Source organism: Legionella birminghamensis (assembly GCF_900452515.1).
GTDB classification, from domain to species: Bacteria; Pseudomonadota; Gammaproteobacteria; order Legionellales; family Legionellaceae; genus Legionella_C; species Legionella_C birminghamensis.
On record NZ_UGNW01000001.1, the window covers coordinates 2,699,044 to 2,721,652 of the forward strand.

Genomic DNA, 22,609 nt, shown 5'->3' on the forward strand with positions numbered 1-22,609 from the left:
TTTCTCCTTAAGCGGCGGTTTCCAGGTTACCTACTAATTGTAGAGTAATATAGGAGCCCATATATTTAAAATGAGGTCTGACAATTAAAGTGGATTTATACCATCCTGGCTCACCAGCAACATCCTCTACCGTCACTCTGGCATAACGCAATGGTTTTTTGGCTCTCACTTCGGCCACCGGATTTTCCATGTCCACAACATAACTGCCGATCCACTCATTCAGTTCACGCTCCATATCGACCCGCTCTTTATGCATACCCAGTTTCTCGCGCTGCATCACTTTCAGATAATGGGCCAGACGGCAAATAATGAACATATAAGGGAATTGGGTTCCCAATTTGTAATTGGCTTCCGCTTCCTTGTTCCCACTGACATCGACAAAAGTTTTTGGTTTTTGAATCGAATTGGCAGAGAAAAAGGCAGCATTGTTACTGTTTTTACGCATAGTCAAAGGGATAAATCCCTGTTCAGACAACTCAAATTCCCGTCTTTCAGAAATAAGTAACTCTGTAGGAATCTTGCTTTGCACTTCTCTCATGGCATCGAAATAGTAACAAGGTAAATCCTCTACTGTACCACCCCCTTCCGGGCCAATAATGTTAACGCACCATCGGTATTTGGCAAAACTGTCCGACAATCGGCCAGCAAAAGCAAAGGCAGCATTTCCCCATAGGAAGCTGTGATCACCCTGGCTGACATCTTCTTTATAATTGAATGTCCGCAGGTTATAACTTCGGTCATCATAGGGCATACGCAGCATAAAGCGGGGTAAAGTCAAACCAATATAGCGAGCATCTTCTGACTCGCGCAGGCTATTCCATTCGGCATAAACCGGGCTCTCGAAGATTGCTGCAATATCATTAAGGGCTGGCAAATCCGTCATTGATTTGACATTAAAAAACTCAGGTCCTGCCGCTGCTATAAAGGGGGCATGCGCCATTGCACTGACAGCGGCAATGTTGCGCAGGAGTGCTACGTCTTTATGGGAGGGGCCAAAGGTGTAATTCCCGATGATAGAAGCATAGGGTTTACCACCGAACTGACCGTATTCAGAACTGTAAGCCTGTTTGAACAAGCCCGACTTAACGATTTCAGGAGAATCCAGAAAGTCTTCGTATAGCTCTTCCTTGGAAACATTAATGAAATCAATCTGACTGTTTTCACGGAAATTGGTTTGATCAACCAGGAATTTTAATGAACGCCAGGCCGATTCCAGCTTTTGGAACTCGGCATTGTGCAGAATTTCATCCACTTGAACGGACAGCTGTGCATCGATATCGGCAATCACATCATCTACCATCGCCGAGGTGACCGCTTCATCAGTCCGCTGCTCCTCTACAATTCTGTCAATAAAAGCCCGAATTCCGCTTTTGGTGACCTCATAACGCTCTTCTTCCGGTGAAATTTCAATGCCGGCCAGCAAATCATTGATCACTGACTTGTCCTGACCCTTTCCCGGATTCTCTTTTGTATCAGCCATCACTATCTCCTCAAATGAAATGGGCTATTGCCTAGTGTTCTTTTTTATCTTCAATACCCAAATCCTTTAGCAATTTATCCCTTAACGTCGGATCTTTAACAATTGCATCCAGTTTTCTTCTGAATTCAGGTGTGTTTCCCAAAGGTCCTTTCAGGGATTTAAGCGCATTTCGAAGCTCCATTAAGCGTTTCAATTCCGGAACCTGCCTGACGATATTATCGGGCTCGAAATCATGCAGGGACTGAATTTTCAACTCGAGAGGAATATAATCATTCTTGTTGTTGCTTAAACGGTTAAGAACACGTGTTGAAATTTTGATATCATGAAGTTTCAGAATTTGATTGAAATTATCCTTATTAATACTAACTGTCTGTCTTTTTTCCAGAGGAAGCTTGGAAGGTTTGTTGGAAAATTCTCCTAAAACAAGCTGTCGTAAAGGGAGCTCCACCATTTCCTCAGCCCCTTCAATACTGGGCTTGTAAACGATGTTGACCCGTTCTTTTGGGGCTACCGATTGATCTTTGCGTGCCATTTTCCTCTCCATTGTTCTAAAAAGAATATTGTCTTTGCAAGACTTTATAAGTTAACCATAGCACAAATTATTAATTTTTCTGCCAATTCGTCAGGAAGCAAGATAAGTATAGGTGTACCCAGGACAAGAAGTTGACAGCCATTGCCCCAATAGCTATTGTTGTTATTGACGTGTAATGGAGAATTTCATGCAGAATCAGATTCTTATGCCCACAATGCATGGTGCTCAGTTTGAAGGAACAGAGACCGAAATTTTGCAGTTTGAAGGCTCAATGGGTATTTCGGAACTTTATGAGTTTCGTGTTGAACTGGCTTCCAAACGTCTTATTCTTGGATCAGAAATTATTAATCAGCCGGTAAAAATGAGCTTTGCCACCAAAGCCGGGGCAGAAAGCCCCGTGCATGGCCGTGTGGAACACTTCAGCCATACCGGCAGCCTTGACGAATATTATGTTTATCAGATGACCATCCGCCCGCAGGTCACGCGCCTGCAGAAAACCAGACGGACACACGTTTACCTAGAAAAAGAAATCAAAGGGATTCTGCAGGATGTTTTCCAGAGAAATAATATTACTAATGTTCGTTTTGATTTAATGCAAAACCACCCCGTTCGCGAATTTGTGTTTCAGTACAATGAGCAGGATTGGCAGTTTGTAACCCGTTGGATGGAGCATGAAGGCTTATTCTATTTTTTTGAACAAACACCTGAGAATGAGATTCTGGTAATTACTGATAGCAATTCGACTCTGCAGCTCAATAAAGACATTAATCGTTTGTTCTATCATGGCTATACCATGGATAGCGAATTTGATTCTATGGCCAATTTAATCTATGACTTCCAATTCACTACTTCTTCCCAGCCAGCGGAAGTGAAAGTCAAATCCTATAACTATCAGCAATCTTCCAAAGCCTATGAATCAACCGCAGTAATTGATCCTCAAGGGGTTGGGGAAATTGTTTATTGGGCTGAGAATGTTAATAGCCAGGAAGAAAACCAACGGATCGCGAATCAGATTGCCGAGAGTTTCAAATGGCAGAAAGAAATTTTTAATGGTACCTCCAGCGGCGCTTTGATTAACCCAGGCAGCTTTATAAACCATCAGCATTTTAATCTGCCACAACTAAACAAAGCGATGCTGATCCTTAACTCCCAATACAGCGGCTCACAAAAAAAATCTTTTTTTTCCTACCACTCAGCACCCATTGAAGCAGCAGACGATCATTTTTCCTGCAATTATCAGTCAATTGATAAAGTCATCCCCTTTCGCTCCGTTTTGCAAACCCCAATTCCGAGGATTAGCGGCGTACTTCCCGGTTTTGTTGACCATGAAGGAGGCGAGGATACCGTTCAGATTAATGACAAGGGCCATTATAAATTCCGGATCCCGATCACCGAAGACGGCCCTGGTAAAGGTTCTCGCTGGGTTCGTAAACTGGAAAGTTACATTGGTGACAAGTATGCGTTTTCCCTGCCGATGAGGAAAGGAATGGAGGTTGCCATTGGCTTCCACTTTGGCAATCCTGATTTACCCATCCTCCTGGGCGCTGTCGATAATTCAACCCACCGGAATCTGATTGTCAGCGACAACCAGCAATATATGGGTCTTCAAACCAAAGAGAAAAATGTTTTCTTCATGAATGAACAGAAAGGCAAAACCCAGGGGATCAAGTTGCGCACACCTCATAATAACACCACGATGGTACTGGGGACAGATGACATCTTTCAATCCCAGCAGGACATGGGCTATTACCTGAGCACATTAAGCCATTCAAGCTCCTATGTAGGTAAAGATGCAAACATTACCGTCAAAGGCAGTAAAAATTTGAATGTGAACAAGGATTACATGCGATTTGTGAAAGGCAAATCTACCATGGTCTGCCATCAGGATACCAGTTATCAGGTCAAAGGAGATGAAACAGTCCAGATCAACCAAAGCCAATACAATTATATTGATCAGAACCTGATGAACTCCATTGGCAATGCCATGATTACAGAAGTGAATGGCAACAGTGCCTTGCATGTATTGGGATCCCATATTCTTTCAGTAAAGGGGTTCACTGGTAATTATCATCTGGGTGCAACCATTCAAAGTTATACAGGTGCGCTTATTGGCGATGTCACAGGCCTTTCTGTCTTTTCCGTATTGGGAGGAGATATTGAATATCTGGGGCCTTTCTCCATGAAAATAACAAACGGCTTTAAGTATTCAGAAGATGCAGGTGTTAGCATGGCCATCGCACCTGCAATAATTCAGCAGGCCGCAGGTATGATCATGTTTCAGGTGGGGACATCGTCCATCATCCTTGAGCCAACCGGCATAAGTATTGTTGCGCCTACAGTTACAATTACCAGTCCTGCCCTGAATATTTCTTCAGCTGCGACATTTGTTGACAGCGCCGAAGTCGGGATAACCGGTAATGTCACGATCGGTGGGGGAATAGTAACTTTGGGAATTCCTAGCCCGGGAGCGGCAGCTGCCGCCGCTGCCGGCTCAGAAGCAATCGCTTCAGCAGCCGCTGGAGACGCCGCTGCGGCAGCGGGGGCCGGAGGAGCGGCTGCAGCTTCCTCAGCGGCCAGCGCCACAGCATCTGCTATTGCCACAGGGGTTGCTGCGTTGGCTGGCGCCAAATTGGCTGTGGGCGCTACGGTATTTACTACTGAGGTCATATCAACACTGGCCGGCAAATCGCCGCCCTCTCCGCCCGGTCCAGCTTCTGCACCATCAGAAGTTCCTCCGGCACCGAATGATGGCCTGTAAAATTTAAGAAAAACCGAAAGACCATCCAGCGGACGGTTTAGTTTCCTCCAGTAAATGAATTTCCTTAATTCTGCTTACACGGTGTGAAGCATTCCACCGTTCCGGATCCCATTCTGCCCAGTCATAGGCTTGATACCCCAATGCTCTAAGCCCCTGAAGCCCCCTCTCCCTGTATTTTTCTTCCCGCTGCGTTTCCTCCTGCTGCTCATAGTAACGCAGGTTATAAAAAGGGTTAAGCGGCACTGCTTCCACTGCTTTATGGAAATAGGAAAGAGGATTTTCCTTCAGATCAAAGAACAAATTAATATCTCCCATAAGAAAGTAAGCTTTACCCAAGATCAATTTCTGGGTCGGGTCGCTTACCCCCTTTAACAAATGCGCTACTTCCTTCAGCGTATTCAATATTAAAGTGAAATGTTTCTCGTGCATGGCATGATGTTTTTGGCGTGTCTCATAATCAGCGGAATAGCAAAGAGATACCCTGATAAGGCTGCAAAGGTAGTCTGCCTGTCTCATAAGCGCCTTAACCAAAGCCTCCAGGTGGTATTCGATTTCAGGCTTTTCTTTGGGAGCACAGGTTCTCAGCAGTTCGATAGCTTTTCTGATACTGGCAATATCCGATTGCGAAATGTCTTCATTGCATGCAATATCAGCATCAGTCAATACTTGAGCATATAATCGTTTGCAGGACGAATGATACTGGACTCTGCGCTCCATGGATTCAAATTCACAAGACTTTCTGGCAGCATAGAGAGCCCGTAAATAGCCTTCAGACGCCTTACCCCATTCACAACGCTCTCTAAAACTACGGCCAATCTTTAATTGGCTTTCAGATTCAGCATGAAAATGACTGGCCGCAATGGAGCGGAGATCAGCATCGAATGTGATGACTTTGCTGTGGGTATTATACAGGGTGTAAGCTTCATCAAACTGTTTATCCATTATCAGTAAACGGAAAATACTGAGGGGATCATTCTTTTCCAGGTCAGGATCAAGCTTGGAAGCCAAGCGTATACTGGCAATATTTTTTTTATCCCTGGCATAATGTTTTGCTAATTCCCTAGCCAGGGGAGTACCCGGAGTCACCATGGCCTGATGCTGGCTGGCAGTAAAATGCTTTATCAGATAAGCGCAGGCTTTTTCAGTATTTTTCAATTTCTCAATCAGCTTGAAAGCCTGGGCAAACTCATTTTTTTCCAGAAAATACTCAATAAAAATTTCTTCGTTTTCCAATTGAATATCCGGATCATAATACAGAGCTCTTTCCAGATGCCTTTGCGCCCTGAGCTTAGCCCCCTCCATAAAATAATTAAGGACTGTAATATTATAAAGAATGCTTTTTTTCTCCTGCAGTGCTTGAGCCAGATACTGCTGAGCCACGGTTTTTGCATAGCGGCTACCCCGGAAAAAGGAATATTTCTGATAAGAATGAGGTTCCAGCACCTTACTGACCTCATCGATTATGTGATTATCTTGCGGATCCAGGCAGGGAACCAAATCGCACAAACCCAATGTCGCAAAACTGGTACCAAATCGGGATGGGGAAGCCACTCCTGCCATCATTTCAAACTGAGGAAAATAAAAGGAATGCTCACTGTAGTAATTGATTAAATCGGTTTGTAATTGCAGTGAATTAGCTGGATTACGTTCCTGATTCACCACTGACAAAAATCCTGAGCCCAGTGGGTATTTTACAATTTGATGGATAGGTTGATAACCATGCAAATAGCCATAATAGGCCAATTTACGAAGTGATAACTGCAGTAATTGGGGATTGCAATGGTTGGTAAATCCCAGCCAGCCTTTGAATGATTCAAAATAATAACGGAACCAGCCTGCAGGACGCAGTGAAAAACCATTGGTATAAATATAGGGAGCCCTCGCCAATTGCTGCCATTTCGTTTGAAACTGATGCTGGTTGAGTTGAAAAAGAATAACGTCAGGATAGAAGCCCACCACTGAGCGATAACTCTCCGGGATTCGGTTCTTCGCTATTAGATTGATACTGGTCACCAACTTCTCTATCGAACTCTATCTATGAGAACAATATAACATATTTGCTTGTAAATGAAGCAGATTAATCCGCATTCACCTACCACGCAGGTTTGAATTATGGGCGAACCGCTGGACCCCGCGGCGCAGCCCCGTCCGAATCCCCGCGGCACCGACCGCGGGGCCCATGCCTGTTGAGTAGCATGGTTTTCAAACAAGTTTCAATGTTGCCAAAACATAGGGTTTAACAGGTAGTCATAAACAAGTCTTCTTAACATTAAATTGGCTTCATGTGGGCCCCGCGGTCGCTGCCGCGGGGATTCGAGAGCTTTTAATTCTCATGCACTTGCGTAGATAACTATGGGCCAAGCCGCAGGGCGTGGCAACCGAACGCCGCTTGTCCGCAGAGTCCAGAGAACCAGACAGCAAACTTGCTTTATGGCAGGTGATTCTCCGTATCCGAGGTTTTCTGAGCCAGCGGTTCCGTATGGGTTGTTTCTGTTGCTGTGTATGCAAAAATGGAAAACCAGAACGCAATAATTAACGTCGATACCAAAGTTTTCATTATCTGCTCCTTCCTGGAAGAGATAAAGCGACCAAGTCCAACTTCAGCTAAAGTCTATCTATCCTATAATTAAGAAAACTATATAAACATAGTTGAAGGTTTAGCATTTCACAAGCCAGGAATTTATCATGGACCATGTCAGTAATTCTCCAGATCAGGAAGACTCAGCGGAAGAGCCAGCTGCAGTTGAATCAGCCAATGAAAAAAAATTGGATACCGAACAGGATGAAGGCCGGTTGGATCATAAAGAACGGGATCCGAGAACGGGTGATTTTCGCAGTGCAGACTAGTGGATTATTCTTTATTTTTTTGAAACAAAGGGATTATCCTTGATGTAAAAACGGAGTAATTTTTTTGCCCATTCTTTCGCATAGTCGACACCGATACGGGGTCTTTTTATAATAGATACTGGTGCCCGCCTCGCTTCATCGTCTAATAGATAAAAACGATCACCGAGCAAATCATGCCCATATAGTTCTTTGGTGATACCCATTGCTTTTGACAGCAGTCCCGGCCCCTGGGTTCGTTGATTGATATTTTTCACAGGTTCCAATGCCCGCAATAAAACCCCACAGCCTTTACCCTCTGTCTCGGTAACGATATTAGTGCAATAGTACATCCCATAAATGAGGTAAACATAAGCATGCCCCGCCGGCCCAAACATAACCTTTGTCCTTGGTGTTAAGCCCTTTGAAGAATGCGCAGCCAAATCATGTTCGCCGATATACGCCTCCACCTCGACAATGCGGCCTATTTTTTCTACATTATCCTGATGATGAACCAGGTATTTCCCTAGCAAATCCTGAGCTACGGTAATGGTATCCCGGCTGTAGAAGTCACGCTGAATTTTTTTCATATAAGACAAACACCAAAAACTTTATTAATATGTTTAACTAGTTCTCCACCAACCCTCAACCACTAACAGGGAGCAGCCATGAGCAACAGCGTTAATTATATACCAAATGATTACAATCACATCACCCCCTATCTTATTGCCACAAACGCCCGTGAAGCACTGGAGTTTTATAAAAAAGTGCTGGGTGCAAAAGTGGTGATGTGCATGGAGGGTCCCAACAATAGTATAGGCCATGCAGAGCTTCGTATTGGCGATTCCAAGTTTATGCTTGCAGACGAATGTGAAGAAGCACATGCAAAAAGCCCGTTAAGCTATGGCGGCTCGCCTGTAGGTTTGTATGTTTATGTAAAAAACGTCGATGAGGTTGCAAAGCTTGCTGAAGCGGAAGGCGCAACGATTACCCGTCCTCTGCAAAATCAATTCTATGGTGATCGCACCTGTACGTTTACCGATCCTTTCGGGCATATATGGTCAATCGGCACACATATTGAAGATGTATCCGAAGAAGAAACAGCGCGGCGAATGGAAAAAATGATGAAGGAGCATGGTAAGTAGCCCCGTCTCGAGCAACCAGACTACATTTTAACACTAATCTCAGCAGGGGACTGTTCATGAAAAATGCCAGTCCTCTGAGGTCTGCAAAAGCTAAACCCACAACCATTGCCCATCTCAGCATCAACCGTTTTTTCTTCTTCCAACCCCAGGTCATTTGGTTTAAAGGTTTGTTGTAAACTAACATAGGAATCCTGTTCTACCTCACTATCTGAGTCAGAAGCAGTATTTCTCAAATGGGACAAGGTCTGTTGTTTAAAACGCCAGAGGTTCAAAAACACCAGGCTCATTTGCAAAATCATAAGACCTGCCCCTATTCCAGGATTAAGGACAAATCCAGCGGCAACTAATAGTGTACTCGTTAAAAGGACAGCAAGCAGATTATAGCCAAGAGTAAAATACAAATTCTGTGTGATATTACTCATTGTTTGTCGGGCAAGTATAAAAATGGTAGCAAAGGGCAGCATTGAACCACTTTGCACAATTGCTCCCGCTTTATCCAGAGTAAGCCGGTGTGATGAATTAGACTGAACGCCTACTCCAAAATCAGCGTCTGTTACTGCTATCGAATCATTCGCCGCATCACCAATCATCGCAACAACCTTGCCGTGGGCTTTTAACTCCTTAATTAACTGAGACTTGGAGTTATCTTTATCTTTACCCGCCAGCGCAACCCTTCCAGCACGTATATTGGAAAGAGGTATATTTAAACGTTTGCCATAGCGATTCGCTGTTTTCTCACAAGCCCCGGTGCTAATAAATACCTCAATCCCGTTTTCCTGAAGCGTTTTCAGGGTATATTTAGCATTTTCCCGCAAGGGATCAGTTAATTTGAAGTAACAGGACAGCTTTCCATTAACCGCTACATAAACAATAGAGTCTGCATCCTCAATATCATTCTCATCCAGCACCATAGAAATGTTTTGTTCCTTCATGAAATCTTCATTACCAATACAGATTTCATCGCCGTCAACTATTCCGCTTATTCCTGAATGGTGGCTGTCTTTAAAATTACCGATAGGCAGCGACTTATACTCCTCACCGAATGACGCGGTGTACCTGAATACAGCCTCTCCGATGAAGTGCTGTGAGTTTTTTTCCAGGGCAGCGATACAGGAAAATAAATGTTTCTGATTACAACCTGGATCAATAAAAGTGACTTGCTTTGGCTCAACCTCAAGAACTCCTGTCGTTAAAGTCCCGTGTAAATCAAAAACAACAGCATTCACTTTTGAAGCCAGTTCCAGAGACTCCGGGCTTACGAATTGGACGCCATGCTCAGCTGCCTTCTTCATAGCAACCAGCACCGTTGTTGGCACCACCAAGCCGAGAATGCAGGGACAGGCTGAGACCAACACTGATATCGCACATTGAATGGCCAGAGCAGGAGGAAAAAAAAGGCCAATAACCAGTCCGGTGATTGCAGATACAGCAAACACTGTGGGAATAAAATACTGCATAATACGATCAGCGGTCTGCTGAATAGGCGCCTTGCGTATTTCTGCTACCTTTAAGGCAAAATCCATATGGGCCAGATGCGAATTTTCTTTTGTTTCAGTTACCCGCATGAATAAAGGAGCGGAATATTTCGTCAGACGCATTCCGGAAAGCAGGGACTCACCCCGCTTAAGCTTTCGTGGAAATGGATTGCCATTGATGCAGGTTGTAAAAACAATAACCCCGTCTGTCAGACAAATTCCATCAAGAGGAATTATTTCACCCTCTGAAATGTAAAGGGTCTGCTCTCTAACGACCTCTTCAAGAGGCGTTAAACTGAGTTGTTCTTCTTCATACACCTGAACAAATGCAGGCAGATCATCCTGAAACGCTCTTGCAGTGATTAATTGACTGGTCAGAAAATTTTTGATTCCCTGACCAATATGCCGAAAGCCCAAAATCAAAAGAGCTGCTTCAAACATCATTGATAGCCAGGGAACAAAAAACGCTGCGATTGAAACAGTAACAACAACCAGGGTACTCAAGGCAAATAAAGTATCCATTCCCATTTTTTTTGATTTAAATATGTCGAAATAAGCCTGTTTAAATGTAGAAAAACCAATCAGAAAAGTGAGAATACTGCTAATGCATCCAATAGCAATCATGGCCGCAAGGGGGAGACCGCCTGTAGCAATGGATAAAATTAGTAATATCAGCCCAGCAAGGGTTCCAATCCCCCCCTGAAACCAATGGGACAGCAGGATATCTTTCAGTCTTTCCCAGCCGTTTTTTTTACGTGCTTCAGGAGGCGGGTCGGGAATGGCATGCTGAGAAGGAGAAGACGGATAATCGGTCTTGAAATTTAAAGGATAGCTCTTGAGGAAAACGCAATTGACTCCCATTTCCTCATCAAGAAATCTGCAAACATTGCTGCCTATCTCCTGATCAGGTGCTTCATGTTCCCAGACAATGATATTCAGCGTCTTTCTTGCGGGATCGGCATTGTATTCATACCCTGCATTAAAATCAGCTTTAAGACGCTTCTCAATTGGCCCTGTACAGCCGCTACAGGTCACATCAGGAATAGAAAATTGATAAATAATGGTCATGAACCGCCCTATTTAAATTGATCAGGCATCCATTTTTCGAATCATTCCCTTCATGTGTTCGCTGCGGGCAATCTCTGCCTGCGCCTTTTCCGCCTGCAACCTGCTATGGTAAGGGCCGAGAAGCACCCGGAACCAGATCATCTGCCCTTGGGGAACTGAAGTCACTATTACATCAAAACCTTTCAGTACAAGATTCGCTTTTACCTGTTCAGCATCCTGGCGGCGATTGAAGGAAGCAATCTGCACCAGATAATATTCTTTTGAATTTTTAGCTGGAGCTGGATTGGCGGCAGGTTTACTCTCAGCCACAGTAACGGCCTGCGGCAGGGCAGGAGCCTGCGTTTTCGCGTTGACTGGTGCCGCAGTTGGTCGGGTGACCTGTGTAGCCTGCTGTGCAGTGTGAGCGGTAGCAGTATTGGCAGGAGGCAAAGCGCGAGGTGAAGCACTACCTGGACGATTTGCCAGTACCTGGGGACTGGAATCTTTTGCCAGCAAGGTGTAAAACTCGAATTTGGGTTTTGGCGCTTCCGCTTTTTTAGCAGGAACCGTTGCTTCAGGATGTAATTCCTGGGCGGCCAATACATGTTTGTTTACCCACGCGCTTAAACTGGTAAAATCAAAAATAGTCGCAGTAAGATAACCGCCCAAAAAAGATGCCAGCAACAGTAACAATTGCCGGGGCGCATTGCTTCTCTGTTTTGCCTGTCGTTTTCTTACATAGTCCTTGGCCATCACATGCTCTCAGGGCAGGAAACACCCAACAATTGTAAACCATTCCTTAAGACTTGCCGTACAGCTGTCAATAGCGATAATCTCGCAGACCGCAGCGTATCCTGCTCACACAATAAAGTCACGGCATTGTAATAGCTATGAAGCCCGTTCGCGAGCTCCCGCAGATAATAAGCTATCTGATGCGGCTCACAAGTATTGGCAGCGGATACGATCACTTCCGGATAACGGCTAATCAGGGTCATCAGGGAAATTTCATGAGGTTCAACCAATTTAGCAATATTTGCCAATCCGATTTCCTCACTCCAGCTTAGCCCTCTGTCCTTTAATTGCCTTAACACGCTGCTAATGCGCGCATGCGCATATTGAATATAATACACTGGGTTGTCACTGGATTGTGATTTGGCCAAATCCAAATCAAAATCCATGTGCTGTTCGGGTTTACGCATTACATAGAAAAAGCGGGCGGCATCCTTACCCACTTCCTCACGAAGTTCACGTAAAGTAACAAAGGAACCGCTGCGGGTAGACATCTGTACACGATGTCCGCCTCTATATAAAATGGCAAACTGCACCAGCAGGACATTCAAGGCATTATCATCATGCCCAAGGGCATTCACCGCTGCCCTTACGCGAGAAATATAACCATGATGGTCAGCACCGAAAATATCAATAACCCGGGCAAAACCACGATCATATTTGTTCCAGTGGTAGGCAACGTCGGAAGCAAAATAGGTAGTCTGGCCATTAGCGCGAATGAGCACCCGGTCTTTTTCATCCCCGAAATCGGTCGCTTTAAACCATAAAGCCCCCTCTTTCGTGTAGGTATGGTTTGCATCTTTCAGAGCCTGGATGCCTTTCTCAATAGAACCGTCTTCAAGTAAATGCTGTTCTGAAAACCAACAGTCAAAATGAACGCCAAAATCTTCCAGATCGTCTTTAATATCATCCAGAACCGAATCTAGCGCTTCTTTATGAAAATATTTAAAACCATCAAGGCCGAGCAATTGCTTGCAGCGCTCGATCACTGCATCGATGTAAACTTCCTTATCGCCGCCTTCCGGCTCATCCGCAGGCAAACTTTCTTTAATTAAGCCCCAGGGCTGTTTGTACTTTTCACCATGGCTTTCAAAAACCATTCGCGCGATATCATTGACATAATCCCCACGATAACCATTGGCCGGAAATATAATCGACTCTCCGGTCAGCGTGAGATACCTTAACCAGACACTGACGGCCAGAATATTCATTTGCCTGCCAGCATCATTCACATAATATTCCCGGCTCACTTTATAGCCGGCGGCACTTAACAAATTACCCAGAGTTGCGCCAAATGCAGCACCGCGCCCATGCCCTACATGCAAGGGGCCTGTGGGATTGGCAGAAACAAATTCAATCAAAACAGGCTGCTGATTACCGAGATTGCTTCGCCCATAATTCTCCTGCTGCTCGAGAATGGTAGCAACCACCTGGGATAGGCTGTCCTTCTGCATGAAAAAATTAATGAACCCGGGTCCAGCGATCTCGATTTTTTCAACACTCTCATGCTGACCTATCGTCTGAATCAACAATTCTGCCAATTGACGAGGCGGTTGGCGGCAAGGCTTCGCCAATATCAGGGCGAGGTTACTGGCGAAATCACCATGCGATGAATCTTTACTGCGGTCAACTTTAATCTCTACATCTACGTCTGAGGGAATAACACCAGAGGTTTTCAAAGAGCGAATCGCATCGGCAAGCAGATTTTCAACAGTCTGTTTCATGGGCTTAATTCATTTCGTCAAAAAGCAACTATTATGCGCTTTTTCATGTCATATGCAAAGTATTGAATCCTGATATTGCATTGGAATTATCATTTTGCAGGATATTCCCTTTGTCTTAACCGCATACGTATCTATACAAATGCATTAACTATCGAATCACCGCGGCGTCGATCATCGAATCCCCGCGGCAACGATCATCGAATCCCCGCGGCGTCGACCGCGGGGCCCACATGATGCCTATTCGGGGTATTAATCTTGGGCCTCTTCACTCTCTATTTTTTAGCAACATTGTAAACTTAAAGAGCATGTCTGCCAGACATGGGCCCCGCGGTCGCAGCCGCGGGGATTCGGATGAGGAAAACATAAAAGTCGTGAGGACCATCCGCTTAAAACATTCTCCACAGAGAGGCTTTGGGCTTGGTCATTTTAAAATTCCTGTAAAAATAACAGGCGGGATATAGAAGCAAGAGCCCTATAAGCCAAAAACCGAGAAGACCGCCTGCAGATGTAAGCCTGGCGGGCAAGAGTACTGAAATAAGATAATACACATACCAGTGGCAGACAAAAAAGAACAGCGCGCACTGACCAAAGGTTTTCAGCGGCTGCAATAGCAGTGGGACATGCCCCAGACGATTTTCCAGCTTAAACCAAGTGAGAATTCCCAAAAGGTTAATACCCCAGGCAAACAGGAAATAGGAAAGGCTGGGCGGGTATTTATTAGAACAGAAATAAGACCGCCAATCCAGGTGCTCGCCAGATACCAGGGTTTTGTAATCGCCCCATGAAATACTGCCTTGCAAATAAGCGGTTTTAAGCAGAAACCAGGCAGCCAGCAAACTGAAAGCTATCCATTGAAGCAGTTTAATACTCTGATCGTCCCGGCGGGATATAATTTTACCGATAACCAAGCCAAAAGCGACTGCGGGAAACCAGGGAAAAGGCATAAAATCAAAGTCCACATCAATGCCATTGATAGTATAGGTTCCTCCCAGCAATAGTATTATCTTCCCCCAGCCCGGTGAAACGTCAGCAGCCTGAGTCTGGAGCATCACTAATTGATTAATAATGATTATTCCTGCAGCAATGACTAAAGGTAGCCAATAATCAACAGTCGAATAGGCTTTGCCCCAGGCTGTTTGTTTTATGCTTTCCAGTAACCGTAAACAACAGGCAGCCAGCATCATGCAAATACCAAGCCCATAAAGTACGCCAACATACAAGTAGAAGTGAGGAGAGGAAATTGTTTCAAAAACTGCCATTATCGTAAACTGAACGGTCAGCATTACAGCGCCCCGGGTCATTAAATACCGCCAGACCTCATTAGGCGGGTATCCTTCCTTCAGGCGGGATTGCCATAAGAAATAAATTCCGATCCCCATCATCATGAAAAATCCGCCAGCTACAATGGAGCTAACACCGACTTGCTGAAAAAAATCCAGCCAAAAATCCCCCTTCCAGGCAGGCGACGCATCTAAATGATAATTGGAGTAGTGCTCTCCACCCAGATACTCCCGGCCATGGGAGAAAGCCATCAGCATCATGATCATACCACGCTGAATATCCAGGGCTCCGAAACGGGATGCCTGGGCGCCGGTTTGGATTTTCGCTTCATTTGAGAGGGCAGCTTGCGATAAAGCCGCCTGATTTTCAGGTAAAAAATTCAAGATAATATCCTTATTAAAGTTCCACAGGAATTGAATGGACCCCAGGCCCACTATTCACCATGGAACTATCTTGCATTTTTATTAAGGGTTTATCAAGCGCCCGCATACCTCGATAGCAAATACTCACCTACCGCCCTGATTCCCATCGCCTCTCCGCCCTCCGGCTTTCCAGGTTTGGATGAAACGTTCCAGGCCATCACATCAAAGTGAACCCAGGGAATTCCTGCGGGAACAAAACGCTGTAAAAACAGCGCAGCAACAATTGCGCCTGCATAAGGCGAAGCCGAGCAATTGGATAAGTCGGCAATTGAGGAATCCAGCAAAGGCTCATAAGCAGCATACAGGGGTAGACGCCATACCGGATCATTGGCTTTGCCTGCAAACTCATATAATTCATTGGCCAGCTTATCGTTATTACAAAACAAGGCAGAAATTTCTGTACCTACCGCTGTCCGCGCAGCGCCGGTTAAGGTTGCAAAATCAATAATAAGCTCTGGTTTGTCTTCACCGGCAAATACCAGGGCATCAGCCAGTACCAGACGCCCTTCTGCATCGGTGTTATCGATTTCAACGGTAAGACCGTTTCTCATGGTTAAAACATCACCCGGACGATAAGCATCAGGCCCTATTGAGTTCTCAACGGCAGGAATCAGAACCTGGAGCCGAATAGGAAGCTCTCTAGCCATAATCCACTGGGCAAGCCCCAGAACCTGTGCTGCACCGCCCATATCTTTTTTCATCAAGCGCATGAAGTTCGAAGGTTTAATATCCAGGCCGCCGGTATCAAAGCAAACACCTTTACCGACCAGCGTTACTTTAGGATGTTTTTCATTGCCCCAGTTCAAGGACAAAAGACGGGGTTGATTGATGGATGCGCGACCAACGGCATGAATAGCGGGAAAGTTGGCAGCAAGAAGCTCATCCCCTATCCATTCTTGAAAGCTCGCCGAATAACGGGTAGCCAGGGTCTTCATTGTATCGGATAAATCCTGAGGCCCCATGCAGTTGGTGGGTGCATTAATCAAATCACGCACCAGAAAAGCAGCGTCAACATCCTGAAGCACTTCGCGAAGATTATTTTCTAATATTAACACTCGTGGTTGTATTTCCTGCTTTTTATAACGGTCATAGCAGTACTGGGCCAATCCCCAGAAAATGACATGGGCATTCGGCAGCGCCTGTTGTAATTGATAATTTCCCTCGGGCAAACGCAGTGCAGCAGAGGCTAGCGCCAATGAATAATTATTCGCATCCCCTGCTCCGAGATAGACCTTCTGACTTTTGCCATTTTCCCCGCTGATAATGCAGAGATCGCCGGTATTTCCCTTAAACCGCTGGGTATAAAATTGATTCCGCTCAGATGAAAGCAGTTCCGGCATTCCCGATGCCCAATCCTGTTTGCTAAGCAGAATGACAGGTATGATATCCTGAGCCTGGTTTTTGTAAAATAATTCTGCTTGCATAATTTACTCCTTTATTAATCCACGGAACTGTTTAGGTCGCACGCCAGTCACATAAAGTGCTGCAAAATAAATCAGAATTGCCGCGGCAATGTGAGCAGAAAGCAGCAAGAGCCTCATCACCGATGAAAGATGCAGCCACATTGCGACATCGCCACTGGCATAATAGAGATAAACGGCAATTAATGTATTAGCAAACAACAACTGCATAATAAATTTTAGCCAAGCTTTTGCGGGATGGTAGATTTTTTTTCGCAAAAGCAAAAAAATAAGCAATCCACAGTTTACATAACCGGCAAGCGAGGAAGAAAGCGCCAGGCCTGCATGCGCTAGAGGCCAGATTAATACGGCACAAAAAAGGCTATTCACCACCATGGCAATAGCCCCTACCTTCACCGGCGTTTTGATATCCTGACGAGCATAAAATCCTGAAGCCAGTACTTTAATCATCATAAAAGCGGGAACGCCGCTGCCTAAAGCAATCAAACTTTTTTGGGTTTGTAAAAGATCGTTCAAGTTAAATTTTCCATAAGAAAAACAACAGGCAATCAGAGGCATTGAAAAAACAGCCAGGCCGATACCAGCCGGTAAACCAATCAACAAGATGAGTCTTAATCCCCAATCAAGCGCCCGCGAATAACGCTCAGTGTTCTGCTCCGCATGGCGGCGTGATAAATGAGGCAAAATGACTGTAGCAATCGCTACCCCAAATACCCCAAGGGGAAAATCGGTGAGCCTGTCGGTATAATAAAGCCAGGAAACCGATCCTACCTTCAGGAAAGAGGCAAAAATGGAATCTACCATCAGATTCAGCTGGGCAATTGAAACACCAAACAGGGCAGGGATCATTAACTTCATCACCCGCCTTACGCCCTCATCTTTACGAGCCAGGCGCGGTCTGACCAGCAAGGTTCTTTTGTAAAGAAACGGCAGCTGAAATAAGAACTGCGCCACACCGGCAATAAATACTCCCCAGGCCAGCGCAACAACCGGCTGCGGCAACATCGGGCTTAAATACCAGGCAGCCAGGATCATGCTCAGATTTAGCATGACCGGCGTAATCGCTGGAATAGCAAAATAGCCATAGGTGTTTAGCACAGCGCCTGCCATTGCAGTTAAAGAAACCAGCATAAGATAGGGAAAAGTAATACGCAGCATTTCGGTAGCCAGTAAACTGCGGGCACTTCCTTCTCCAAAACCGGGCGCAAAGAGAAAAATAATCACAGGAGTAGCCAGAATCCCGATGAGGGTTACGACGGAGAGCACCGCAGTTAATTGTCCTGATACCCGCGCGATAAAAAGTCTCACATCTTCAACAGGCTGCGTTTGCTGATATTCCGCCAGTACTGGCACAAAAGCTTGTGAGAATGCGCCTTCAGCAAATAAACGCCGCATAAAATTAGGGATCCGAAACGCTACAAAAAAGGCGTCCATTCCCGCCCCTGCGCCAAATAGCTGGGCAATCACGACATCGCGGGCAAACCCGGTCATTCTTGAAATAAATGTCATCACTGAAACCAGTGTGGTTGAGCGCAGCAGGCTTTGTTGTTTTGGGAGCATTATCTCGGTCGCAGACATAGTCATTCGAATCAGGGAATAAAAAGGGATTATCCCATTAATTAATTAATGAGTCTAATCGCTTAGTCCCTCCGCCCGAATTCCCGCGATCGCAGCCCATAGCTATCTAGACAAATATTTTCCCCGTCCGAATCCCCGCGGCACCGACCACGGGGCCCACAACCCAGCTCAATCTTCGACCTCGCGGTACTAGCCCATAGGTATCTACGCATCACCACTACGCCCTGCCGCTTGTCGGGCAAGCCGAGGGAAGTCCAAGCTAAGAGCAGACTGTGTTTTCAGGGATGTGTAGATAGCTATGGGTCGATGCCGCGGGGATTCGGACTGAATTATCCATGTAATCTGCCCAACTCCGTTATTTTATCCTTGGCTGAATTAATGGATCCTGCAGCCCTGACGTGCTTTGTACTCCAGTATTACCTGTATTTTCTGTCCACTTTTCAATATTTACCTGCGCAGAAGCACCAAAAAGTCCCAGACCAACACCCGCTGAAACCTTGGTATTATTACCATTGTTTGAGAATCCGGCTTTGATTCCAGCACTTCCCGCATGCAAACTAGCTACCACCGTGACTTTAGTACAGGAACCTTTCTGGCAAACTGGCTTCGTCTCAAGAACGGTCTGCACTTGGGCTAAAGAAACCTGAGCACTAAGCCCAAGCTCTTTGTCTGAGGCAGAAGCATTGAGGTCTACCGCAAATAAATCAAGGCGGGCTTTCTTCATTTTTGCAACCTCAAGACGGGAAGAGGCCGTGGCACTGACTGCAGGCACACCGCTCTCGCTGGTCATATGCGCCACCCCAACACTGGTCGTTTGAGTCAGCTCCAGTTGGACGTGGGAACTTATATCAAGAGGGGCAACGTATGAGGTACTGTTTGTAACCCCCACTGACTTGTCACCTTGTTTCAAATTCACCCCCGGCCGGCTGAATAAACCGTTTCTGCTCGTAGACATCTGTTTATGGGGCGCCGCAGCAAACTGCCCATCCTTTTTGTTTTTATTCCCAGTATACCGCCAATGCTCTCTGCCTTTTTTATCCTTCTCTTTCTGTTTTGTTTCAGTTTTTACAGGCAACTTGCTCCGTTCAACCTTGCTTGCCGTTGCAGGTGTTGCTCTGGCGACTTTATTCGGGGGAAGATTATTATTCCGGTTATTTACAGGCGCGGCTGGCCGTTTTACTGGCAGGGGAAGATGCTTTAATGGTGGCGGTGAAACTACAGTTTCCTTAATAAGGCTTAATGGCGCTTGCTCCCTTACTGTTGGGGCAGTCTTTTTGACTGCGTCTTCCAACTGCTGGCTGAATTGCCCCTTCTCGCCAGAAGTGTAAACAGGAACCATGTCAGGTTGTTTGGCCGGTCCAACTGTCAGCTTAACTTGCTGGCCGTCCGTTTGAACACCTGCGCCGGCGCCGCCTCTAAGCACTTCTTTAGCCGCTTGTTCGACTACTCCAACTGCACACTTTAGCACTTTAGTTCTGTTTTTATGTACACGCTCCTTCTTCTGTACTTCCAGTCCGTCAAATCGACGCTCGCCTACATTTACAGCAGTCTCCTGAGCCTTTTTAAATATATTGTATGCCGCCCCTCTTTGATCATCGGTAAAATTACCCCCCGCTATTGCGAAGCCTGCATTAATAAAAGCCTCTTTTTGTCTGTCAGTCGGAGTTTTTGTTAGATGCTCATTGCAAATCATAGTTAATTGTGCTTTTTGGTCTCCATCCAGAGAAGAGTACCCGGCTTTTTTAAATTCATTGTCAATTTTCTGTATATATACTTGCACAATAAGATCTTTCTGAGGCGCTTCATTGAAATATTTAATCGTCTGTATTGTAGCTGGTTTTTGCGATTCATATTGGACAAGTAAAGCTTTGGCAGCATGCTCGATTCGATGAGCCTCCATATATCGGCTAGCCGAGCGGATCAGACGCTTCTCATGTCTTTGTGAACTTCCATCCTGATCCTTTTCAAACTGTATTCGCATAGCTTCTTTTGCGGCGTTATCATGATTAGCAGGATCCCCGCCCCAAAACTTACAGGCCAAAATATCGCTCATTCTTTTCGCAATAGCGTTTATACCTCCTCCCGCTGCCCGCTCCGCTTTAACTAATTTAACTGCAGTAAGGGAGTCGTCCCATTTTTCGGGAGGCACAAGCGGTTCGACTTTAGCTTTTTTAGCCCTCCCACTGTCATCGTCATCCGCTTTCCTTTTACGGGAGCTTTTTTCGCCAGTCTCTTCCGCTAACCTTTCAGTCAACTCATCCAAATCCATCGTTCCCTGCCATTCCTCCACCTTTTTGGCAATATCGTAATCCTCGTAATCCTGCTCGCTGCCGCTCCATATAACCCGCTCATTGCCATCTTCATCCTGAACGATTAATTTTATTCTTCTCTCCTGATGCTGCATATAGGCCTGGATGCCGCCAGCGGCTCCTGAGGCCAGAGCAGTAGCGACTAGAGAAGAAGGGGTCAGATTATGTCCCAAAGGTTTCTCAAGAAGGACATTTTCGGTTACTTGTGAGGTTATCTGACTGCTGGTAGCCGCCGAAGCCGCTGTTAGCGACTGACTAACCGTAGCATTTAGAGCCGAACTGACAGGATTAATCATTTTACCCAAAACAAATCCCGATGCTTTGGATGTATACTCCGATGTTTTACCCCCGACCACATTGGCAATCCCGCCCACCACAACATCACTCAGTAAATCCTCACCAGAAGGTAAGGGCTGTTGAGTGACAACAGCTTCGAGGGCTCTACCCGCAGGTTTGCTTAAAGCGCCGCCTACAAGCATTGCTGTAACTCCCTGCCCTAATAGAATATTAGCCCCCCCACCAAGCAAACCGGTACTAGCACTTACAACCCCGGTTGAAAGATACTTGGCTGTACTTAAATTTTCATCCTGTATTGCCTGCGTTAGAGTAGCCACCCCCGAACTCCAGACTCCGCTGGCCAGCCAAGGGTTGACAGGAGTAAGGGCTACAGCCGCTGCGATCTGCAGGCCAGAACATGTTACCTGAAGTATTTGTCCCCCGGTTACGCCCCCTAATAAACCATAAGGTTCACCAATGACCACCTTTTTTTCAGTGGAACGCCTGTCATCGAAGACCTGGACAAATTTACTATGATTACTGGTACAAAATTGTCTTAACTGATGTTGAATATAGCGGCAAAGAAACTGTGAATCATTTGAGTAAGCCGGAAAAGTTGATAAATTGTCCTCTAACCATTTGGCCAAATGATAATTACTGCTGTGGTGAGTTTGACCATCCCTATTTCGTAGCTTAAATCGCAGCTTGTCGTTATAGAGGTAAACAGAAATCGTATGGTCTTTAAAATTAAACTTTTCTTTCATAGCGGATTTAAACGAGGTAAAAAAACCATATGATATCATATTATTGACATAGTGCGCATATTGAGAACACACGTGACAACTTCGTCTTAGCCCAATATTTATAAATATCCAAAATTTATGCCTGTTTGAAACTTGATAAATATTGACAAAATCGAGTGCATTGTGCATGATTAGCATCTTTTGATATATAGTCCGTGGCCTGAATCAGAATAATGGCTGCCGTCTTACTGAGTGGAGAGATTTTAAGTGGCAAATATTAAGTCAGCAATTAAACGCGCCCGTCAAAACATTAAACTGCGTCAGCACAATGCCAGTGCACGCTCAATGTACCGTACATTTGTTAAGAATGTACTGAAAGCCGTTGAAACAGGTGACCATGAAGCAGCTAAAGCAGCTTATGCAAAAGCGCAACCTGTTATTGACAAAGCTGCTGGCAAGGGCCTGATTCATAAAAATAAAGCAGCCCGTATTAAAAGCCGCCTGAGCGCCCGCATCAAAGCAATGTCTGCTTAATTCAGTTTTATTCTCACATCCCAAGGGGTGTGAGAATCCTGCATTTATACCCTCACCCAATAGTCAAACCAAGCCCTTCGTAGAAATTCGGCACAAAACTACATACACTTAATTTATAAGTTCCGCTCTTTTTTCGTTATGCTTTAGACTAAATAAGGAGCACTCTCATGGAAGATAAAAAGCAAATCCGCCCAATGGTGAAGCCAGCAGCCTTCCTCAGTCGAATTATCAGAAAGAAAAACCGGGTGAAAAAAATAAACAGTCACTAATTA

General features: G+C 45.3%; 16 protein-coding genes. 4 read left to right on the forward strand and 12 right to left on the reverse strand.

What is annotated here, in order from left to right; translation table 11 throughout:
* Positions 1-7 precede the first annotated feature (7 nt).
* Entirely contained in the window at positions 8-1,480 is a 1,473-nt protein-coding gene (tssC, locus tag DYH42_RS11450) for a type VI secretion system contractile sheath large subunit (protein WP_058523560.1), read from the reverse strand.
* 31 nt (positions 1,481-1,511) lie between these two features.
* A complete protein-coding gene (gene tssB / locus DYH42_RS11455; protein ID WP_058523559.1) occupies positions 1,512-2,012 on the reverse strand; it encodes a type VI secretion system contractile sheath small subunit in 501 nt (166 codons plus the stop codon).
* A 187-nt stretch (positions 2,013-2,199) separates the two neighbouring features.
* Between tssB and DYH42_RS11460 the strand changes: the two genes are divergently transcribed.
* Complete coding sequence (locus DYH42_RS11460) at positions 2,200-4,770, forward strand: type VI secretion system Vgr family protein (RefSeq protein ID WP_058523558.1); 2,571 nt, start codon at positions 2,200-2,202, stop codon at positions 4,768-4,770.
* Between the two features lie 3 nt (positions 4,771-4,773).
* On the opposite strand, the gene DYH42_RS11465 is transcribed toward DYH42_RS11460, so the two are convergent.
* Together DYH42_RS11465 and DYH42_RS16855 are read right to left on the reverse strand one after the other, a co-directional pair.
* Entirely contained in the window at positions 4,774-6,783 is a 2,010-nt protein-coding gene (locus DYH42_RS11465; protein ID WP_058523557.1) for a hypothetical protein, read from the reverse strand.
* A 415-nt stretch (positions 6,784-7,198) separates the two neighbouring features.
* Positions 7,199-7,327: a hypothetical protein gene (locus DYH42_RS16855; RefSeq protein ID WP_272946870.1), complete on the reverse strand. Its 129-nt coding sequence runs from the start codon at positions 7,325-7,327 to the stop codon at positions 7,199-7,201.
* 128 nt (positions 7,328-7,455) lie between these two features.
* Here DYH42_RS16855 and DYH42_RS16615 point away from each other — a divergent pair, with 128 nt between their 5' ends.
* Complete coding sequence (locus DYH42_RS16615) at positions 7,456-7,617, forward strand: hypothetical protein (protein ID WP_157062390.1); 162 nt, start codon at positions 7,456-7,458, stop codon at positions 7,615-7,617.
* Positions 7,618-7,628: 11 nt separating this feature from the next.
* Here the strand turns inward: DYH42_RS16615 and DYH42_RS11470 are convergent, their stop codons facing one another.
* Positions 7,629-8,183 (reverse strand): DNA-3-methyladenine glycosylase, encoded by a 555-nt coding sequence (locus DYH42_RS11470; protein ID WP_058523556.1) that lies wholly within the window; start codon positions 8,181-8,183, stop codon positions 7,629-7,631.
* A gap of 78 nt (positions 8,184-8,261) precedes the next feature.
* Between DYH42_RS11470 and DYH42_RS11475 the strand changes: the two genes are divergently transcribed.
* A complete protein-coding gene (locus tag DYH42_RS11475) occupies positions 8,262-8,738 on the forward strand; it encodes a VOC family protein (RefSeq protein WP_058523555.1) in 477 nt (158 codons plus the stop codon).
* A 20-nt stretch (positions 8,739-8,758) separates the two neighbouring features.
* On the opposite strand, the gene DYH42_RS11480 is transcribed toward DYH42_RS11475, so the two are convergent.
* The 7 genes from DYH42_RS11480 to DYH42_RS11510 all read right to left on the reverse strand — a co-directional run bounded on the left by DYH42_RS11480 (position 8,759) and on the right by DYH42_RS11510 (position 21,824).
* Positions 8,759-11,281 carry a heavy metal translocating P-type ATPase gene (locus DYH42_RS11480; RefSeq protein ID WP_058523554.1) on the reverse strand — a complete coding sequence of 841 codons (2,523 nt, stop codon included), beginning with the start codon at positions 11,279-11,281 and terminating at the stop codon, positions 8,759-8,761.
* 21 nt (positions 11,282-11,302) lie between these two features.
* The gene (locus DYH42_RS11485; RefSeq protein WP_058523553.1) at positions 11,303-12,013 is read right to left on the reverse strand and encodes an SPOR domain-containing protein; all 711 of its coding nucleotides are present in this window, start codon (positions 12,011-12,013) and stop codon (positions 11,303-11,305) included.
* Complete coding sequence (argS, locus tag DYH42_RS11490) at positions 12,013-13,773, reverse strand: arginine--tRNA ligase (RefSeq protein WP_058523552.1); 1,761 nt, start codon at positions 13,771-13,773, stop codon at positions 12,013-12,015. Before argS ends, DYH42_RS11485 begins: the two co-directional genes overlap by 1 nt.
* Before the next feature lie 386 nt (positions 13,774-14,159).
* Positions 14,160-15,437 (reverse strand): heparan-alpha-glucosaminide N-acetyltransferase domain-containing protein, encoded by a 1,278-nt coding sequence (locus DYH42_RS11495; RefSeq protein WP_131792969.1) that lies wholly within the window; start codon positions 15,435-15,437, stop codon positions 14,160-14,162.
* Positions 15,438-15,529: 92 nt separating this feature from the next.
* On the reverse strand, positions 15,530-16,900 hold the full coding sequence (locus DYH42_RS11500; RefSeq protein WP_058523550.1) for a leucyl aminopeptidase family protein: 1,371 nt from the start codon (positions 16,898-16,900) through the stop codon (positions 15,530-15,532).
* 3 nt (positions 16,901-16,903) lie between these two features.
* The gene (murJ, locus tag DYH42_RS11505; RefSeq protein ID WP_115317060.1) at positions 16,904-18,475 is read right to left on the reverse strand and encodes a murein biosynthesis integral membrane protein MurJ; all 1,572 of its coding nucleotides are present in this window, start codon (positions 18,473-18,475) and stop codon (positions 16,904-16,906) included.
* Between the two features lie 355 nt (positions 18,476-18,830).
* On the reverse strand, positions 18,831-21,824 hold the full coding sequence (locus DYH42_RS11510; protein WP_058523548.1) for a hypothetical protein: 2,994 nt from the start codon (positions 21,822-21,824) through the stop codon (positions 18,831-18,833).
* Between the two features lie 246 nt (positions 21,825-22,070).
* On the opposite strand from DYH42_RS11510, the gene rpsT reads away from it, so the two are divergent.
* Complete coding sequence (rpsT, locus tag DYH42_RS11515; protein ID WP_058507698.1) at positions 22,071-22,337, forward strand: 30S ribosomal protein S20; 267 nt, start codon at positions 22,071-22,073, stop codon at positions 22,335-22,337.
* Positions 22,338-22,609: the final 272 nt, after the last annotated feature.

What these genes read in the sequence shown, in the direction of transcription:
- tssC (WP_058523560.1), bottom strand. Translation starts at nt 1,480, where the DNA reads ATGGCTGATACAAAAGAGAATCCGGGAAAGGGTCAGGACAAGTCAGTG.
- tssB (WP_058523559.1), bottom strand. Translation starts at nt 2,012, where the DNA reads ATGGCACGCAAAGATCAATCGGTAGCCCCAAAAGAACGGGTCAACATC.
- DYH42_RS11460 (WP_058523558.1), top strand. Translation starts at nt 2,200, where the DNA reads ATGCAGAATCAGATTCTTATGCCCACAATGCATGGTGCTCAGTTTGAA.
- DYH42_RS16855 (WP_272946870.1), bottom strand. Translation starts at nt 7,327, where the DNA reads ATGAAAACTTTGGTATCGACGTTAATTATTGCGTTCTGGTTTTCCATT.
- DYH42_RS16615 (WP_157062390.1), top strand. Translation starts at nt 7,456, where the DNA reads ATGGACCATGTCAGTAATTCTCCAGATCAGGAAGACTCAGCGGAAGAG.
- DYH42_RS11470 (WP_058523556.1), bottom strand. Translation starts at nt 8,183, where the DNA reads ATGAAAAAAATTCAGCGTGACTTCTACAGCCGGGATACCATTACCGTA.
- DYH42_RS11475 (WP_058523555.1), top strand. Translation starts at nt 8,262, where the DNA reads ATGAGCAACAGCGTTAATTATATACCAAATGATTACAATCACATCACC.
- DYH42_RS11480 (WP_058523554.1), bottom strand. Translation starts at nt 11,281, where the DNA reads ATGACCATTATTTATCAATTTTCTATTCCTGATGTGACCTGTAGCGGC.
- DYH42_RS11485 (WP_058523553.1), bottom strand. Translation starts at nt 12,013, where the DNA reads ATGGCCAAGGACTATGTAAGAAAACGACAGGCAAAACAGAGAAGCAAT.
- argS (WP_058523552.1), bottom strand. Translation starts at nt 13,773, where the DNA reads ATGAAACAGACTGTTGAAAATCTGCTTGCCGATGCGATTCGCTCTTTG.
- DYH42_RS11500 (WP_058523550.1), bottom strand. Translation starts at nt 16,900, where the DNA reads ATGCAAGCAGAATTATTTTACAAAAACCAGGCTCAGGATATCATACCT.
- murJ (WP_115317060.1), bottom strand. Translation starts at nt 18,475, where the DNA reads ATGTCTGCGACCGAGATAATGCTCCCAAAACAACAAAGCCTGCTGCGC.
- DYH42_RS11510 (WP_058523548.1), bottom strand. Translation starts at nt 21,824, where the DNA reads ATGAAAGAAAAGTTTAATTTTAAAGACCATACGATTTCTGTTTACCTC.